Origin of the sequence: Bacillus sp. KICET-3 (assembly GCF_033261025.1) — a bacterium.
In the GTDB taxonomy this organism is placed as follows: domain Bacteria; phylum Bacillota; class Bacilli; order Bacillales; family Bacillaceae; genus Bacillus; species Bacillus sonorensis.
This window is the reverse complement of the sequence record NZ_CP137345.1, coordinates 255,120-272,236: the sequence shown is the minus strand read 5'-3', so window position 1 is coordinate 272,236 and position 17,117 is coordinate 255,120. Positions and strand designations below refer to the sequence as shown.

Below are 17,117 nucleotides of genomic sequence, written 5' to 3'. Positions count from 1 at the left end.
CAGGCGGCTTCGCCTGCTTCATGAACGTTATTTTTCTTTTACCAACTTGATAAACAGGAATAATACGACGATTACAATGCAATAGTTTAAAGGATTTTCAAAAATATTCAGATTCAAAGCGATTTGCAATAAAATCCACAAAATGAAAATGACAATTATAGAAGGCAATATTAATCTATTCATCTGACATCACCTTTTAACATACTAGATTAAACTGTACTTCCCCTTGTTAAAAACAAGATGCTGCAGCACCCGTTAGTCCTCCGCCAACACCGCCAACAATGGTACCGACAAGACCAGCACTAACCGTTCCGACAACAGGAATTGTTACTGTTCCAACAGCTGCTCCTGCTAATCCTCCTGTACCGGCACCCGTAACCACTCCCCCGGATGTGCCAAGGATACATTTTGCAACTGATTGAGTGTGAAACATATTGCCGCTGTTCTTTTTAATCACCTTTACTAATAGGCCATTGCCGGTTTTTTCATAATCTAAATCCACCGGATGATGATGTTTATCTACAGTACTCGTCGGCAAAGTCTCTCTTTCTCCAGTAACACTATCAATTATTGTTGCTTCTCCTTTTGGATTTATCATAGCCTCAGCATGATCTAATGTTAATTTAAGTTCACTGTCATTAATCTTTTCAATCGTTCCTACACGTTTGGATTCTTCAGCTTGAGCCGCAGCAGTTGCATTCATAAATAGAGTCAATAACAAAGCGAAAGATACAATCAATACGATCTGCTTTTTCATGGATAGGCTCCTTTCTAATATAGAAACACAATTTAACATAAACGATACATTGTTTCCATAGAATCCCGGAAGAAAAATGGAAAAACAAATAAAATAAGCCTATTTTAGTAGAGAGAGTTTCCATTTTAACAAAACTTTTGTGCTGTTTTTATGTAAAAATTTATTGTTTTGAAGTATAATGGCCTATCATCCTATGAGGCAAAGATGGCTTAAAATGCATTCGAAAAAGCAACGCGCGAAAAACAAGCCCGTCCTTATCAACATCGGCTGCTTGGACAACATGACAAGAAAAACCAGAATACATACCTAGCGGTAAATGCGGAAAAAGAAAAAGACGACTTAAACACCTAGTCCAAAATATCAATTGTCGATTATATTGAATTAAACTGAAAAAAGGGGGGATCAAATGAAAAAACAAGAATTAGAAGAATTAATTGATGAACTAAATGCAATAAGCTCATGGATACAAGCTTACGGGTCCTATCTTCAAGCCATTGGGCAAACGAAATATTTATCGAAAGAAGAAAAAGACAAAAAAGAAGGAATTGAATTACAGAATTCGGGCAATATGATCCAAGCCATAGCGAATTCAATTCAGGCTGCTTTGGCCGAAATACAAGGCAAGATTGCAAAAGATAAAAAAGGAGTCAATTTAGAAGCCTTAGGTCCGCTCATCCAATCAATTGGAAATGTGATTGAAGTTGTTGCCGAAAACGATTGAGCATCTTTGTATCTCATTCACGATACCTGATTCCGTTCACCCTGAATACCTCTGATATCCCCCGCCTGCACAATTTAAGGACATGTTGATTGCCTCATTCGCAAGATTCCGGAGATTACTATACAGCAGCAGTCAGCACATGTATGTTTGTTAAAACAACCGAGTGATATAATGAAAAAAATACGACTGAAGGAGATAAAAGCTTTGGATGCAAAGTGTGTTACATGCTATGAGTTTGGCAACCCGAAAGATGTTCTAACCGTCGAACATAAAACGATTGAACCCCCTAAACACGATGAAGTGCTCGTGCGGATGATAGCAAGGCCCATAAACCCTTCTGATTTAATACCCATTACAGGAGCTTATGCTCATCGAGTCTCTTTGCCAATGATTCCAGGTTATGAAGGTGTCGGTATCGTAGAAGATGCAGGTTCTTCCGTTTCACAGGACTTCATCGGCAAACGTGTGTTGCCTTTGCGCGGAGAAGGCACTTGGCAAGAATATGTTAAGACATCTGCTGATCTTGCAATAACTATACCGGACCATATTGATGATCTAACAGCATCCCAGCTATATATTAATCCGGTTACTGCTTGGATTGTTTGTACTGAAGTCTTAAAGCTGAAACCTCATGATATTTTGTTGGTTAATGCATGCGGCTCTTCGATCGGACGTATTTTTGCACAATTATCAAAGGTTTTCGGTTTCCGATTGATTGCGGTTACTAGAAACAATAAACATACTGAAGATTTGCTCATGCTTGGAGCATCCGATGTTGTAGATACCTCTACAAGTCCGCTCTATGATGCTGTTATGGATATAACAAATGGAAAAGGTGCGGATGCGGCGATAGATTCGATCGGAGGGGCATCAGGAAACGGCTTAGCTTTTTGCGTGCGTCCAAATGGCCATTTTTTAACCATTGGCCTATTATCAGGGATTCAGGTGAATTGGGCGGATATTATAAAAAAAGCAAAGGTCAACGCCAATATATTTCATTTAAGACATTGGAATAGCAACGTCCCAATCGAAAAATGGCAAAATACCTTTGATCAATTGATTCATCTCATAAATGATAAAAAACTATCTTTGCTGAAGGAGCATTCTCTATATGACTTGTCAAACATAAAACAGGCTCTCGAAAGCTCTGCAATCATAAAAGGTAAAGTGTTTTTAACAAGCTGAAACTTTTTTAAATAGAAAAGCACAGCCTAAATGAATGCTATTACTTATCCTCTGATAGCAGCACCATATATAAAAGTGGAACTTAAATCCCAATGAAGAATCAGCTATACAGTCGGAAACGTACCAAATAAAGCAGCCAATGGAATTGCTCAAGGGTTATCTGATTTCTTCAGTTCTTAATATGACCATGTTTCCTATCAATGCAATTTATCGTTTGAAAAAGTTAAGTAATCAGGAGGATTTTAGGGGAAGCGGCATGCAAACAATGAAAAAATCGGGAATTTATGTAAACTCTCTAAAAAGGCGTTGGGAATATTGGGTTGTACATGAAAATAGCATCCCTGTTCTCGTATCATGGTTAAGTTGGGGCGCCTCTCAACTATTTATAAAAATTGGGAGTCCAGTTGCGAAGCGATAGACGAATAGATGCACATCAGGATACGAACAAAAAACCTAACTGCTTGGTTAGGTTTTTGCATACAATTTTCTTCTCATCCTTTTACAACAAGTCTCGATTGATCTGGCCGTCTAGGAATTCGTTAAACACTGCTCTGTTTATTGTAATTGAATTTTTTCTTGAATAGTAATTGCGAAAATCCATATAAAGCCGACGCCAGCAAAAGAATACCTGCTGACATATAAACGAATCGTACGCCAGCCAAATCTGAAATAACCCCGATACCCAGAATGGAAAACATAAAAATCAACTGCACGAGAGCTGATCTGGCAGACATGATGTTTACCCGTGTTTCCTCGGTTGTGATGTTCTGAATAAATGTTTCCTGTGTCAAATCTCTCAGGATATATGCCGGACCCATAAAGATAACCAGTAAAAGAGCTACGTATGCGCTGCTTATAAAACCATATATTAAAGTTAGCACTCCATATGAGATAGCACCAATTAACATCAAATTTATTAACTGATGTTGGAATCTGCCCGAAAGTTTATAAATGACAAATCCTCCGATCATCGATCCTAAATAATATGCTCCATTAATATAGCCCCACCACGATTCGCCTTTATGTAATGCTTCGTTTACAAAAGCTAACGAGACAGACCCTATCCAAATCATTCCCGCCCATGACTCGATGACATCCATTATGATGATTGTTCTTAGCTTCTTTTGTTTAAATAAGTATTTCCAACCGCTTATTACACTTTTATAGGGAGTCCTTTTTTCGATTATAGCAGCAGGTTGTTTTGTTCTCAGGCAAAACATAATAAAAAAAAGCGAAACCACCAACAAAAGGATCGTGATGATCATCGTGTATCCTTCTCCTAAAAAGGCGATGATAAGACCTCCCAGCGACCAACCTGCAAACTGAAAAGTCTGATCCACTGCAGATAATAATCCATTTGCTTTCACCCTTTCATCAAGAGGGATGATTTCGCCAATCAACGCACCTTTTAAAGGCGCAAACCACCCATTAAAAAAAGAAATGCCGCCAATCATCATGAAAACCAAAACCATCATTTCAAAAGAATAGGTCTGTAAAAGAAAATAAATTAGACATACTAACAAAACAATTTGTATAAGTTGAGAAATCATTAATATAAGACGAAGATTGAATCGAGTTGTTGCCAACGGCAATGCAGTGCTTCCAATAATACGAAACATAATGCTGATGAATGTCACGAGAGAGGCGATTGTTGTAGAGTTCGTCATGTTGTACAAAAATGAAATGACTGCCATCGTATATAGAGAAAATCCTAAATTTGTAGTGGTCTGGCTAAATAAAATAGAATAATAGCCTTTTTTCATAAATATCCCTTCCCCTCAAAGGAATATAACATATTAAAACATCTAAAAGCAAAAAAGGGAAAGAAAGGACTCGATCCTTAAAGAATAGGATAAGAGAGCTGGTTTAATATGGTGAAAAACGAAACCGTCAAAATATCTGTTGTATTAATTTTAACAATTCTGTTTTAATAAAATAATCCCTTTGATGTATTAATGTTTTACATTAAATAAAATCTGTATTACATTATAAATAAAGTCTGTTATACAGAATAACAGACTCGCCTGCACGTAACGACACATTTAAAGAGGATTGGGAGGGAAATTTTTATGTCAAACCATTCACCGATTACCCCTAATTTAAGTGACAGCGGCATTCGCTATTTTCAAGCTTATGAAGAAAGCCTTGGTCTCTGGCCAGTTCACTACAAAGCTTTCTACGTATCTACCCGTTTCGGCCAAACGCATATTATTGCAAGCGGACCTGAGGATGCCCCGCCGCTAGTGCTGCTTCACGGCGCATTATTCAGCTCTACTATGTGGTATCCCAATATCACAGATTGGAGCAGCAAATACCGAACATATGCAATCGATATCATAGGTGACATGAACAAAAGCATCCCTGCAGATTTATGTGGCACGAGAGCGGGTTACGCCGAGTGGCTTCTTGATGTGTTTGACGCTCTAGAGATCGAAAAGTCGCACATGATTGGACTTTCGCTTGGCGGGCTTCACACCATGAACTTCATTTTACGTGCATCAGAGAGAGTAGAAAGCGCAGCAATCCTTAGTCCCGCGGAAACGTTTTTCCCATTTCATCACGATTTCTATCAATACGCCCTTAGCCTTGCAGAACCTGATGGAGTAGAAAATTTCTTAAAGTGGATGATGGCAGATCGTAATCTGTTACACCCCATTTTTGTAGAGCAGTTTCATACAGGCGTGATGTGGCAGGATAGATCTAGACAGCCAAAGCCTAAAGCCGACGGATTTCCGTATGTTTTCACTGACGACGAATTAAGGTCCGTAAAAGTGCCTATTCTATTATTGCTGGGTGAACATGAAGTCATTTACGACCCGCAATCTGCCTTACATCGTGCTTCTGCACTCGTTCCTGGTATGGAAGCGGAAATCATAAAACAAGCCGGCCACGTTCTATCAATGGAACAGCCTCAATACGTAAACGAACGTGTATTGGATTTTTTTAGTAAATGAACCGCTGTCTTGTTGTCAAAGAGCCCTCAATGGCAATTCGTATTCTGGATATTAAAAGAATTTTTATAATATAGAAATAGAGTCTCTTATAGGCTCTATTTTTTATCGCGGGAATAATTTTTAGATTCAGCCTGTTCCGCATAGGAGGCTCCCCAATCAGACAAAGTGCTTAAAATGGGCAAAAGGCTTTGGCCGATTTCAGAAAGAGAGTATTCTACTTTAGGCGGTGCCTGATGATAAACAAATCGATTGACTATACCGTCCTCTTCTAATTCCCTAAGCTGCTTTGTTAACATTTTTTGCGTAATTTGCGGTAAAGCTCTTTTTAATTCTCCAAAGCGCATATTTCTTTGGCCCAAATACCACAAAATAAGGCATTTTATCTCCAAGAAACCTTGAGCTGGGAAGGACGGCGCCAACAGTTCTTGGATGAACTATATATTGGAATAAGAATGACAGACGTTTCATATTTAAATCTCCCCATTGCTTTGAATTTATAATCATACTACCTGAAGAAAAAGGGGCGAAAAATCTTAAGAATACTTAAGATTTGACGAAGCTCTTGTAATAACAGTTTGTTCTGAGGATGGAAAGCCATAGTAAGGTACAAACAATTGGATCTGCTTCTCTTTCCATAAGATAAAATAGAAGAAGTTAACCTTAATAGACGTCTTTTTTTGATATTTGGTATATTACATCATGTAAAGACAATACTGAATAAAAATTAGCATCCAAAGAAGGTAAACCCAATAGATTAATCGCCGAGAAGTCTCCGTACTTGCTCCAACCCTCAACCCTGTCGACTGGTTCTCCCTGGGGCGAAGAAGCCTTCGAAAAAGCGAAACGCGAAACAAGCCGGTTCTTGTGAGCATCGGTTATTCGACTTGCCACTGGGTGGCATGTCTGCTAGAGTAACCATAAATTGTTTACAAAAAAAGCCCTCTTTAAGGGCGGCAAAACGTTAATACCACAGGTTCGTTTTTCCTTTTAATCTTTGGCGTTTAAATTAATCCTTTTATATATTCTTATTTGCATTATTCCCCGATCTTCAATATAGATTTTTCACTCTGCATAGAAGGCTCTTTATTTAAAACCAATATTAAAGTTATACCTATAATGCAGAAAGCACCCACCCATTGAAAAAAACCAAATGGTTCTTTTAACCAAACGACAGTTGTCACAACTGCTGATAGCGGTTCTAAACTGCCTAACAGGCTTGTTTCTTTGGGTGAAAGGCTTTGCAAACTTTTTATGAAGAACCAGAACGCAATCATTGTTCCAAATACTATAACAAATATAATATATACATATGCATCCGTGGATAAACTTTTAAAATCCATTTGCCATGGCGGATGGATAAAACTTAATGCAAAACCGCCAATAATCATAGCCCAACCTACAACAACAAGAGAATCAAATTTATTTAATAAACCAACGGCATATAAAGTATAAAAAGCTGCTGCGAATCCTGATAAAACTCCCCATGCTACTGCAATTTCCGGTACTGAAAGTTGAGAGATTGAACCGTTTGTTAGTAAAAAAAAGCATCCCGCCAGAGCAAGTAAAACTGTTATGACATCTTGTTTTGTAAGAACAGTTAGTTTTCGTAACAGCGAGTAAAGAATAACCATTACAGGGGATAAATATTGTAATAATGTAGCAACAGCAGCATTCCCATGTTGAATGGATGCCATATATGTGTACTGCACAGCAAGCATTCCGAACAACCCAAAAATAATAAGCTGACAAGCTGACGCTTTGTTTTTCCAAACCTCAATAATCTGAGACCGGTCCTTTCTGAATAATTGGAGCATCAACAGTAAAATGCCGGCAATAAGCAAGCGTATCGTGACAAACCAATTCACATCAACTTGATCATCTTGAAAAAGTTTTTTTGCTACTGTACCCCCAATTCCCCAACATGTCGCCCCTGTTATAACATAGAACAATCCCATTCTTCTTTTGGAAGTATTCATACATGACTCCTCACTAATAAATATAATAATAGTGTTATAATAAATGCATATTCTCATAAAAAATACTCAAATCGAATGAAAAAATATAAATATATTGAGGTGAGAAAGTGCAAATAAAAAATTTTATGATTGATCAAAACTTAAAAGAATTAACAGAGCATCGAACAGTAGAATTACCAGTTGCATGTTACGAGACAAGGATCAATCAAAATATAAATGGCTATATACCGCTACATTGGCATGACGAAATTCAATTTGTTTTGATACTAAAAGGGGTAGCTGTCTTTCAAATAAATGAAGAAAAAATAGGGGTTCAAGAAGGGGATGGATTATTTATCAATAGTGGCTGCCTGCACATGGCAGAAGAAAAGGATGGCTCGGATTGTACGTATATTTGCTTAAATGTTTCACCCCATTTCGTTTTAGCTGAAGAACTGTATTCAAGCTATGTTCAGCCCTATATGTTTTCAACCAATTTATCCTATTTATTTTTGGATGGAAATCAAATTTGGGCTAACAATATTCTAAAAGCTGTAAAAAAAATAAACCAATTGGTTAAACAAAAAACACCGCTATATGAAATCGACATTACCACTCAATTAACTTTGATATGGAAAAACCTAATCGTTAATGGATTTCAATTAGAGTACGATCAATCAGAAAGAATAAAAAGTAATCGAATGAAACAAATGTTAAATTGGATACACCTCCATTATGCTGAAAAAATTACATTAGAGGACATTGCAAAAGCTGGCCAATTGAGCCGTTCTGAGTGCTGCCGTTATTTTAGACGAATGCTGAATAAGACGCCGTTACGTTATGTAATGGATTATAGAATCCAAAAAAGCTTATTGTTACTGCAGCACCCGGAAACCAATGTTACAGAAGTGTCCTATCAAGTTGGATTTAACAGCACCAGTTATTTCATAAGTAAATTTCAACAAGCTATGAATATGACACCTTTATCATACAAAAAAATTCATATGAAGCATTAATTGAAAAGGTTTATTCTACGATTTGAAAATAAAGGGAGTCCCTGTTTATGGTACTCCCTTCTAATTTTTTTAATAGGCTGTTCAACTAGCCCTTGGTGGCATTTTTCTCCTTTTATATTAAATGCACTCAACTACTTCACCCAAATACAAAAACTATTTTTTAGGTCTGTTATTCATTCTTTGATCTCTATCCCCACTATCAATATCACCTGAAACGGCATCAATAAAATTATCGATGGTCTTACCGATCTTTCTTGTCTTTCCATTCCCATTACTCATATTTTTGCTCGTATTTTTCTGATTTGGATTGTAGTATTTAATAAAACCTCCACACAAAGCACCTACAAATACAATCCAATATGGAATCTCTTCTAACCCTCTTGGCTCCAGGTATAACCAATTGATTCCAAATACTATAAAACTAATGAGTATAAGCGCCGTTCCAATAATATTTTTAATCATTCTTACGTATCTACCTCCCGAAATCAGATATATAAATTACGTCTTGGATATTCAAATGTTTCATTTATTTATTCAACATGAATATAACTTTTTTGTACAGTTTATATATTATTTTTTGTGGTAAGCTAACTAAATAAACTTTACTTTATCCAGAAAGAAGGTGATCCCATGCCAAATAAAAGCAAACCCAACAGATTAATCGCTGAGAAGTCTCCGTACTTACTTCAACACGCCACAACCCTGTGGACTGGTACCCGTGGGGAGTAGAAGCATTTGAAAAAGCGAAACGCGAAAACAAGCCGGTTCTTGTGAGCATCGGCTATTCGACATGTCACTGGTGCCATGTCTCTTAAAATAACCACAAAAAGCAACCAGTTTCGGCTGCCTTTTAATAAATTTAATGCAAATTTTTAGAAACCTTAGTTTGAAAACTTTTTTCTAACCTATGACCCTTAATATCTTCCTCAGACATGTCGAAACCCACGCTCAGGATAACGTTCAAGTGGGACCACTGCTTAAACTTCAAACATCATATATGTGTCATTCACTTGTGGTGTTTCAATTGCGGTTAGATCTGAAATACATAGTAGGTCTAATGTTGTCCGCTTTAAATAGAAGGTGGGAAAGAAATGTCCCTGCTTCCTTACTGTATAGGAATTAATATTTCACACAAATGATTATCAATCATTTGTGGAGTATATCTTTCTATAATTGGTTGTTCTCTTATTGATAGATTATTTCTTTCTATCTCAGAAGAAATATTGCCCCAAAAGTCTCTGACTGCCTCTTTTGTATGGTCAAGCAAGAAAACAGCATATTTCCCACCAGAAAATTCTCCAACATGAGCTGGTTTTTTCACATTCAAATCTTTATTTATAACAACACAAACATCATAACGACATTCCTCTTTAGGAGTAATCTCTGGGTTATCTTGCGGTATGCCTAAAATTGTAGAATTATCAAATACATCATTCAATTTTGCCCACTTTTTAAAAGTCTCCATTAATTCTTTGTTTTGCTTTTCACCGTACTCCCCAACATTTCTGAAATAAGCAATCCTTGATTCAGGTAATTCTTCAATAGTTATTTTCAAATTTTAGTCCTCCTTTCTTAGATAAGGTAATTCGATTTAAAATGTTTTTCAAGTTATTTTTTAAAAATATTCTGATTATAATATAGTTTAATTAAGCCATTAGCCACTGTATATTCCGAAGATCCATAAAAAAAAGAAGAGATTACCTCAAAAGCTTCTTGTTTTTTGGTATATTAAATAATGTATAGACAATACTGAATAAAAATTTGTATAGAAAGAAGGTGATTCCATGCCAACTAACAACAAACCCAATAGACTAATCGCTGAGAAGTCTCCTTACTTACTTCAACACGCTCACAATCCTGTTGACTGGCACCCGTGGGGAGAAGAAGCCTTCAACAAAGCAAAAAAAGAAAACAAACCGATATTGGTAAGTATTGGATACAGCTGTTGTCATTGGTGCCATGACTCTTAAAATAACCAATAAACAATTCATGTTAAATCATTTCATTTTAATCTTACATATCATAGCAAACTAAAAAATTATATCCCCTGATTTACATTATCAATACCTAAAACGCAAAAAGTCATAAAAAATAAAGGGTGATACATATTAGTCATGTGTAATATGTATCACCCTTGTAATTCTTTTCAACAATCGCGCCCGATTGTTGAAGATCGTTTTTCTTATTGAACTAACGCATCTGTTCGTTAAGTGTAACTCTTCCCAATTAATTGATATTATATAGGTTAATAGAAATATAAAACAAATTTAGTTTAGTATTTGTAAAAGTAGGTTATTTATATTATTCTATTATAATTTTTCGGAAAGGAGAGTTTATGAAAAAGATTATTGTTTTTGTATTAACGATATTTATATTATTCTCAGGATTCGCAACACAAAGTTATGCGTTGTCTGATTCGAAATCTGCGGCAATACAAGCGTTGCTAGATGATGCCTCTCGTATATCAGGTGTGCCGGGAATGTCAATCTCAATACTTGCTGATGATGAAGTGTTCTACTTTTCTTCAGGGTATGCTGACCGTGAAAAGGGGTTGTCTGCAAGTGAAAATACACTCTATGAGTTAGCCTCGGTCAGTAAAGCTTTTACCGGTATGGGTATTATGCTGTTGGAAGAGCAAGGGCTGCTCTCAATGACTGACCCTGTCCAAAAATATTTACCTTGGTTTACGTTAAAGTATCAAGGGAAACCTGTTGATATGCAAAGCCTTACACTAAATAACTTTCTTCACCATACCAGTGGTCTAACAAATATTAGGCATACTCAAAGTATTCCACAAGGCAATACACCGGATATGTTGCAAAAGACTGTGGAAATGCTCGTAGATGCTGAATTGGCGTTCCCTCCCGGTGAACAGTATAACTATGGAACCGTTAATTATGACGTATTGGGCTTGGTTATTGAGATTGTGTCGCGACAAAGCTATGAAGACTTTATGAGGGAACAGGTATTTCAGCGGTTAGGTCTTCACCAGACGTATGTTTATAAAGAAGATGCTCAAGCCACTGGACAGTTGGCACAGGGCTACCGTTCTTCCTTTTTTATGACAACTCCATTTAAAGCTCCGGATTATGCTGGGAATAAGCCCGCAGGCTACATCATTTCTAATACAAAAGATATGGCGCGTTGGATGGGCATACAGATGGGTATTGTGCAGGACATACCCGAAATATTTCACACGGTTATCGAAAAATCACATAGGGGTGATAGGTCTGTTTCGGCTGTCAACGATATGTATTATGCGGCAGGCTGGTCGGTAAACGCCGACCAAACGATTATAGAACACACTGGGGGCAATCCAAATTTCAGAACCGAAGTAGTCATACTGCTAAATGAACAAACAGCCGTCTGCTTGCTGAGCAACGGAGCAAATACCAATATAAACCTGGTACTAAAAATTAAAGATATATTAGACGGTAATCTAACTCAGTCATATGAAATAAGCGGCACACAGCTTTTGGATATCATTTTGTCGTCTATCACTATTATTCTTTGCCTATTGGCCGTTCTCCTATTTCTCTTAGGATTACACAGAAGGAAAACGAATGAGCGGCAGCCAATGACAAAAAAGAGAATAATCGTAACAGTTATTTTCCTGATCGCTACGATTGCCCTAGGTATACTGTGCTGTGCTTTCGATTGGTCAACGATACTTATTTGGCAAACATATAGTGTTCTTACAGCTTTGATTTCGTCAGCATTATTAACAGCAAGCATTACATGGTTTGTATACACTCACCGATAAAATACCTCGCTCCCATGATAAGCATAATGTTAAGTAATTAAATTTCAATTTATCGGTATGCTTAATTTGAAAAACATAAGACACTTCGGTGTCTTTTTTAATATCATCGACAATTTTCCCAGTCAAACCTAAATTACTATTGCTTCCACTAACCTGCTCCGTTCGTGGAATAAGGATTTTTAAACAACTAATATTATTTTTTAAATGACTTTATTGTAAATTAAACAACAATATTATTTTTGCACAAGCGTCGTTAGATAACATTTCTTAAAAGACCCGTTTGCTGAACAATTAGGACTCTTCGACTAAACACAGAAAACGCTTGTACGTTCAATGGTTCTCCCCCCGATGATATAGGTATTCATCTATTATAAGCGTGTAAATTGCAAAAGATACAGGTTAGTTGAAAAGGTTTAAAAGTTAGTCCTTAAAAGGTCTAACTTTACTAAAACAATTGAAATATGACATATATTGCAACTTCAGCTACAAACAAATAAATCATATATCTAGCATAACTAAAAACAACATCATCATTATCACTTTTTTGCCTTTTAAAAGTACATGAAAATAACCCCAATACTGTTATCACACTAAGATAATTTCAATTATTGTAATAAAAGACATTCTTACCCCCTTACCATTTACCTTCGACATTGCCACCCATAAAAACCTAACTCGATTGCAATAGATGCCGCGTAACTTAATTCATCTCTTAACTAAATAACACGGCAATTACTTACTTTGTCCTGTTTGTATTCTTTTGTTTTTTTATTGCTAAAATTGAGGAAAAAATAACAAATATGATCTGTAAGATGATTCCAATCACCAATGAATAATCAAGGACATTCTCTAATGCAAAACCTGCTATAAAGAACCCTTCAGATTACATAATGAATAATACTACATAGTTTATTCTTAACTTCATAATTTATATTACCTTCCTTTTCATTATTGTTCTATTGACAACACTCACCTTAAAATTAACTACAGAACAAAGATGAGGAAAGTCGTTAAAAATAAAAAAATTCATTTGCAACGCAATTATATTCTTATGATGTGCGAGTAAAATTTTCAAACCGAATTATTATCATTATCTGTCTCTCCTATTTATTTTTTAATATCCTGATACACTTTCTCAAAAGTCTCAATTGGTAGCGAAAACTTAGTTGTTTTCTCGTTACGATAATTGATTACTATATCAATTTGATTACCTTTTTCCTCAAATTCAATAAGAGCATTCTCCCATTTATCTCTGATTGATATTATACGATTGCCATTTTTCTTTTCCTTATAGATGTAATCCATTTTAATTCTCCTTCCAGAATCAATAACAAAACCTTATGTTATTAAAAGTCTACGTTATCGACCGAAAAAGGGTTTCAAAATAAGGAATCCTCAAAATAAGAAGTAAATTATACCTGCGTTTGGTGCCATGTCATGGCCCATGAAAGCTTTGAAGACGAAGAAGTTGCGCAGCTTTTAAATGAGAAATTCGTTTCCATCAAAGTCGATCGCGAAGAGCGGCCTGATGTCGACTCGATTTATATGACGATCTGCCAAATGATGACCGGGCAGGGCGGCTGGCCGTTGAATGTATTTTTGACGCCTGAGCAAAAGCCTTTTTATGCAGGCACTTACTTTCCGAAGACGAGCCGCTACAACCGGCCGGGGTTTGTCGAGGTGCTGAAGCAGCTGTCGGCTACGTTTGCGAAGAATCGCGACCATGTTGAAGACATCGCTGAAAAGGCGGCCAACAATCTGAGAATCAAAGCGAAAAGCAATGCCGGCGAAGCGTTGGGCGAGGATATACTGAAGCGCACATATCAGCAGCTGATCAACAGCTTTGATACGGCGTACGGCGGTTTCGGCAGCGCGCCGAAGTTCCCCATTCCCCACATGCTGACCTTTCTGCTCCGCTATCATCAATACAGCGGCGAGGAAAATGCCTTGTACAGCGTGACGAAAACACTCGACAGCATGGCGAACGGGGGTATCTACGACCATATCGGCTACGGTTTCGCCCGCTATTCGACTGATCAAGAATGGCTCGTCCCCCATTTTGAAAAAATGCTTTATGACAATGCGCTGTTGTTAATGGCTTATACAGAGGCCTACCAGGTGACAAAGCGCGAACGGTATAAACGGATTTCCGAGCAGATCATTGCCTTTATCCGCCGGGAAATGACGGACGAAAGAGGCGCTTTCTTCTCTGCGCTTGACGCTGATACGGAGGGCGTGGAAGGAAAATATTACATATGGTCAAAAGACGAGATCACAGAGACGCTCGGAGATGAGCTCGGCAGTCTGTACTGTGCCGTCTACGACATCACCGATGAAGGCAATTTCGAAGGATTCAATATTCCCAACTTGATCTATACCAGCTTTGAACAGGTAAGAGATGAATTCTCGCTGACAGAAACCGAGCTGCAAAATAAGCTGGAAGCAGCGAGACAAAAGCTTTTTGAAAAACGCCGGGGCCGAATCTATCCCCATGTTGACGATAAGGTGCTGACATCGTGGAATGCCTTGATGATCGCCGGACTTGCCAAAGCGTCCAAAGTGTTCGAAGCCCCTGAATATTTGGAAATGGCGCGGACGGCGCTTTCATTTATCGAGGACGAACTCATCAAGGACGGCCGCGTCATGGTGAGATACCGCGATGGTGAAGTGAAAAACAAAGGGTTTATTGATGATTACGCATTTTTGCTGTGGTCCTATCTTGAATTGTATGAAGCATCGCTGAACCTGCCGGATCTGAGAAAAGCGAAAGAATTGGCGGGAGACATGATCGATCTGTTCTGGGATGAGGACCACGGCGGTTTTTACTTTACAGGTAAAGACGCCGAGGCGTTAATCGTGCGCGATAAGGAAGTATATGACGGCGCTTTGCCTTCCGGAAACGGAGTGGCCGCTGTACAGCTGTTCCGCCTTGGACGCTTGACAGGCGATTTGTCATTGATCGACAGGGTATCGGACATGTTTTCGGCCTTCCATGGGGACGTCTCCGCCTATCCGAGCGGACATACAAACTTTCTGCAAAGTCTGTTAAGCCAGATGATGCCGCAAAAAGAAATCGTTATCCTCGGAAAACGCGATGATCCGAACCGGCAAAACATCATCAGAGCGCTGCAGCAAGCCTTTCAGCCGAACTATGCCGTCCTGGCCGCTGAATCTCCGGACGATTTTAAAGGAATCGCAGACTTTGCGGCGGACTACAAAGCCATCGATGACAAAACAACCGTCTATATTTGCGAAAACTTCGCCTGCCAAAAACCGACGGCAAATATTGATGAAGCGCTCAAACGGCTGTTGTCCGTTTAATGCGCGACGATAGTGGGAATAACATCTGAAACTTCATCAAACTTTTCAGAAAGGGGTTATCATCATGAAGCAAAAGAATGTGATGTCAACGCTCGCCGTTTCCACTGTCGTCGCCGGAGTCGTTTCTTATATGCTGAAAGACCAAGCCAACAGACAAAAGCTGAAGGAATGCATGCAAAACATGAAATCAAAGCTTCCGTCATTGCCGCAAAAACAAAATACAGCGTCATTCCCGGTCGATAAAGCGGGGAATCCGTCTCCGCACGATATCGAAGACAACAAAATGGTCTCGGAAGGGTCCATGTATCCTGTCCAATATTATGATGAAAAGAAAAAATAACGGTTCACATAGCTGCCGGCCATCCGCGGCAGCTTTTTAATGCCTCTGCAAAAATTCGAGCCGGTTGCCAAACGGATCATGGATATAAAATCTATCGGCTCCTTCTAAGGGTTCACCGTCTATAATGTTGATATCGAATTCTCTTAATCTTTCTTTCGCTTATCGATATTGTCGACGCTGAACGCCGGATGCGCTTTTACTGCGGGCTTGAAAGGGTCTTGAACACCGACATGCAGTTCATGAGCGCCGCACTGAAACCAAACCCCGCCGCGCTTTCTCAAGTTTTCGGGTTTTGGAATTTCCCGCATCCCCAATATTTCTGAAAAAAATTCTCTGCATGTATTCTCGCTGCCTTTAGGAGCCGCAATTTGCACATGGTCAATACCTGTATACATCCGATTCCCTCCTTCATATGCTGGAATCACCGTTAGGATCACATATTTTTCCGCAAAGATTAGAAAAAGCTGCCCTAGATATGGCAGCTTAAATATTATGCTCATAACAATAATGATTGACCAGTTCTTCAATCAGATCATGCTCAGGAAACTCGCCGGAAAATTCAAAGCGGATTTCCTCGACGAACCGGCCGCGCCGGTACACATGAATCGCCCCGTTCTGTCTTGTCACGCTGAACTCCGGTTCAAATGTATAGCCGTTCCGCTCGATTGCGCCCATCTAGCCTCGCCCGCCTTTCAAAACAGCAGTTCATACACTTCATTTAATTCCCTCGTCCGCTGATGATCCTGTTCATTCAAGGCATATTTCATCTCATGTTCCAGCACCGCGTTCAGAAATGCGGCTTCCCGCTCATCCAAGTGTCTGACAAATTCTTCTTCATTGTCGTATCTCTGAGAGGTGATTTTTTTGTAGATCCTCTGTCCCATGTCATGCTCAAGATGATTTGACAGCGATTCCCGCAGGTAGCCTAATGTTGTATCCATGCTTCGATCTCCTTTTTTACCCTATAGCTTGGGTGAAATCGATAGCATTCATGCACTTTTTCCTGAATTTTTTTATCCTGCCCGGTTTAGTGGATGTAAATCGGCCACCACCTTGGGGTATACTTCTATAAATGACGCAGTCACCGCTTCTCAAGGCCTCGAAT

At 38.5% G+C, this 17,117-nt stretch carries 17 protein-coding genes and 4 pseudogenes; 10 read left to right on the top strand and 11 right to left on the bottom strand.

Features of this window, described 5'->3' with window-relative positions:
- Window positions 1-27: 27 nt before the first annotated feature.
- Both R5H20_RS01525 and R5H20_RS01520 read right to left on the bottom strand, forming a co-directional pair.
- Window positions 28-183, bottom strand: a complete 156-nt coding sequence (locus R5H20_RS01525) for a hypothetical protein (protein WP_006640020.1) — start codon at window positions 181-183, stop codon at window positions 28-30.
- Window positions 184-229: 46 nt separating this feature from the next.
- Entirely contained in the window at window positions 230-757 is a 528-nt protein-coding gene (locus R5H20_RS01520; protein WP_006640019.1) for a hypothetical protein, read from the bottom strand.
- Window positions 758-1,163: 406 nt separating this feature from the next.
- Between R5H20_RS01520 and R5H20_RS01515 the strand changes: the two genes are divergently transcribed.
- Both R5H20_RS01515 and R5H20_RS01510 read left to right on the top strand, forming a co-directional pair.
- The gene (locus R5H20_RS01515) at window positions 1,164-1,478 is read left to right on the top strand and encodes a DUF6944 family repetitive protein (protein WP_006640018.1); all 315 of its coding nucleotides are present in this window, start codon (window positions 1,164-1,166) and stop codon (window positions 1,476-1,478) included.
- A 171-nt stretch (window positions 1,479-1,649) separates the two neighbouring features.
- The gene (locus R5H20_RS01510; RefSeq protein WP_051056706.1) at window positions 1,650-2,663 is read left to right on the top strand and encodes a zinc-dependent alcohol dehydrogenase family protein; all 1,014 of its coding nucleotides are present in this window, start codon (window positions 1,650-1,652) and stop codon (window positions 2,661-2,663) included.
- Between the two features lie 539 nt (window positions 2,664-3,202).
- Here the strand turns inward: R5H20_RS01510 and R5H20_RS01505 are convergent.
- Window positions 3,203-4,426: an MFS transporter gene (locus tag R5H20_RS01505; protein ID WP_006640015.1), complete on the bottom strand. Its 1,224-nt coding sequence runs from the start codon at window positions 4,424-4,426 to the stop codon at window positions 3,203-3,205.
- A 306-nt stretch (window positions 4,427-4,732) separates the two neighbouring features.
- Here R5H20_RS01505 and R5H20_RS01500 point away from each other — a divergent pair, with 306 nt between their 5' ends.
- The gene (locus R5H20_RS01500; protein ID WP_006640014.1) at window positions 4,733-5,617 is read left to right on the top strand and encodes a carboxylesterase; all 885 of its coding nucleotides are present in this window, start codon (window positions 4,733-4,735) and stop codon (window positions 5,615-5,617) included.
- A gap of 95 nt (window positions 5,618-5,712) precedes the next feature.
- Here R5H20_RS01500 and R5H20_RS01495 read toward each other — a convergent pair whose 3' ends face one another.
- Window positions 5,713-6,048 carry a winged helix-turn-helix transcriptional regulator gene (locus R5H20_RS01495; protein WP_051056704.1) on the bottom strand — a complete coding sequence of 112 codons (336 nt, stop codon included), beginning with the start codon at window positions 6,046-6,048 and terminating at the stop codon, window positions 5,713-5,715.
- A gap of 322 nt (window positions 6,049-6,370) precedes the next feature.
- Between R5H20_RS01495 and R5H20_RS01485 the strand changes: the two genes are divergently transcribed.
- Window positions 6,371-6,532 (top strand): DUF255 domain-containing protein, encoded by a 162-nt coding sequence (locus R5H20_RS01485; RefSeq protein ID WP_224254507.1) that lies wholly within the window; start codon window positions 6,371-6,373, stop codon window positions 6,530-6,532.
- A gap of 100 nt (window positions 6,533-6,632) precedes the next feature.
- Here R5H20_RS01485 and R5H20_RS01480 read toward each other — a convergent pair.
- Window positions 6,633-7,593 (bottom strand): annotated as a pseudogene (locus tag R5H20_RS01480) (DMT family transporter).
- A 113-nt stretch (window positions 7,594-7,706) separates the two neighbouring features.
- Between R5H20_RS01480 and R5H20_RS01475 the strand changes: the two are divergent.
- Complete coding sequence (locus R5H20_RS01475; RefSeq protein ID WP_029419481.1) at window positions 7,707-8,588, top strand: AraC family transcriptional regulator; 882 nt, start codon at window positions 7,707-7,709, stop codon at window positions 8,586-8,588.
- A 153-nt stretch (window positions 8,589-8,741) separates the two neighbouring features.
- On the opposite strand, the gene R5H20_RS01470 is transcribed toward R5H20_RS01475, so the two are convergent.
- Window positions 8,742-9,050, bottom strand: coding sequence for a hypothetical protein (locus tag R5H20_RS01470; RefSeq protein WP_006640010.1), 309 nt, complete (start codon window positions 9,048-9,050; stop codon window positions 8,742-8,744).
- Between the two features lie 168 nt (window positions 9,051-9,218).
- On the opposite strand from R5H20_RS01470, the pseudogene R5H20_RS01465 reads away from it, so the two are divergent.
- Window positions 9,219-9,397: pseudogene (locus tag R5H20_RS01465) on the top strand (DUF255 domain-containing protein); the annotation flags it as partial.
- A 296-nt stretch (window positions 9,398-9,693) separates the two neighbouring features.
- Here R5H20_RS01465 and R5H20_RS01460 read toward each other — a convergent pair.
- A complete protein-coding gene (locus R5H20_RS01460; RefSeq protein ID WP_006640009.1) occupies window positions 9,694-10,143 on the bottom strand; it encodes an AraC family transcriptional regulator in 450 nt (149 codons plus the stop codon).
- Window positions 10,144-10,372: 229 nt separating this feature from the next.
- Here R5H20_RS01460 and R5H20_RS01455 point away from each other — a divergent pair.
- Window positions 10,373-10,549: pseudogene (locus tag R5H20_RS01455) on the top strand (DUF255 domain-containing protein); the annotation flags it as partial.
- Between the two features lie 374 nt (window positions 10,550-10,923).
- Complete coding sequence (locus R5H20_RS01450) at window positions 10,924-12,351, top strand: serine hydrolase domain-containing protein (protein WP_006640007.1); 1,428 nt, start codon at window positions 10,924-10,926, stop codon at window positions 12,349-12,351.
- 1,107 nt (window positions 12,352-13,458) lie between these two features.
- Here the strand turns inward: R5H20_RS01450 and R5H20_RS01445 are convergent.
- Window positions 13,459-13,656 (bottom strand): hypothetical protein, encoded by a 198-nt coding sequence (locus R5H20_RS01445; protein WP_006640006.1) that lies wholly within the window; start codon window positions 13,654-13,656, stop codon window positions 13,459-13,461.
- 132 nt (window positions 13,657-13,788) lie between these two features.
- On the opposite strand from R5H20_RS01445, the gene R5H20_RS01440 reads away from it, so the two are divergent.
- Window positions 13,789-15,672, top strand: a complete 1,884-nt coding sequence (locus R5H20_RS01440; RefSeq protein WP_006640005.1) for a thioredoxin domain-containing protein — start codon at window positions 13,789-13,791, stop codon at window positions 15,670-15,672.
- A gap of 64 nt (window positions 15,673-15,736) precedes the next feature.
- Entirely contained in the window at window positions 15,737-16,012 is a 276-nt protein-coding gene (locus R5H20_RS01435; protein WP_006640004.1) for a hypothetical protein, read from the top strand.
- Window positions 16,013-16,048: 36 nt separating this feature from the next.
- Here R5H20_RS01435 and R5H20_RS01430 read toward each other — a convergent pair.
- From R5H20_RS01430 to R5H20_RS01420, 3 genes and pseudogenes are all read right to left on the bottom strand, one after another.
- Window positions 16,049-16,407: pseudogene (locus tag R5H20_RS01430) on the bottom strand (VOC family protein).
- Window positions 16,408-16,495: 88 nt separating this feature from the next.
- Entirely contained in the window at window positions 16,496-16,687 is a 192-nt protein-coding gene (locus tag R5H20_RS01425; RefSeq protein WP_006640002.1) for a YbxH family protein, read from the bottom strand.
- A gap of 17 nt (window positions 16,688-16,704) precedes the next feature.
- The gene (locus tag R5H20_RS01420) at window positions 16,705-16,953 is read right to left on the bottom strand and encodes a sigma-G-dependent sporulation-specific acid-soluble spore protein CsgA (protein WP_006640001.1); all 249 of its coding nucleotides are present in this window, start codon (window positions 16,951-16,953) and stop codon (window positions 16,705-16,707) included.
- Between the last annotated feature and the right edge of the window lie 164 nt (window positions 16,954-17,117).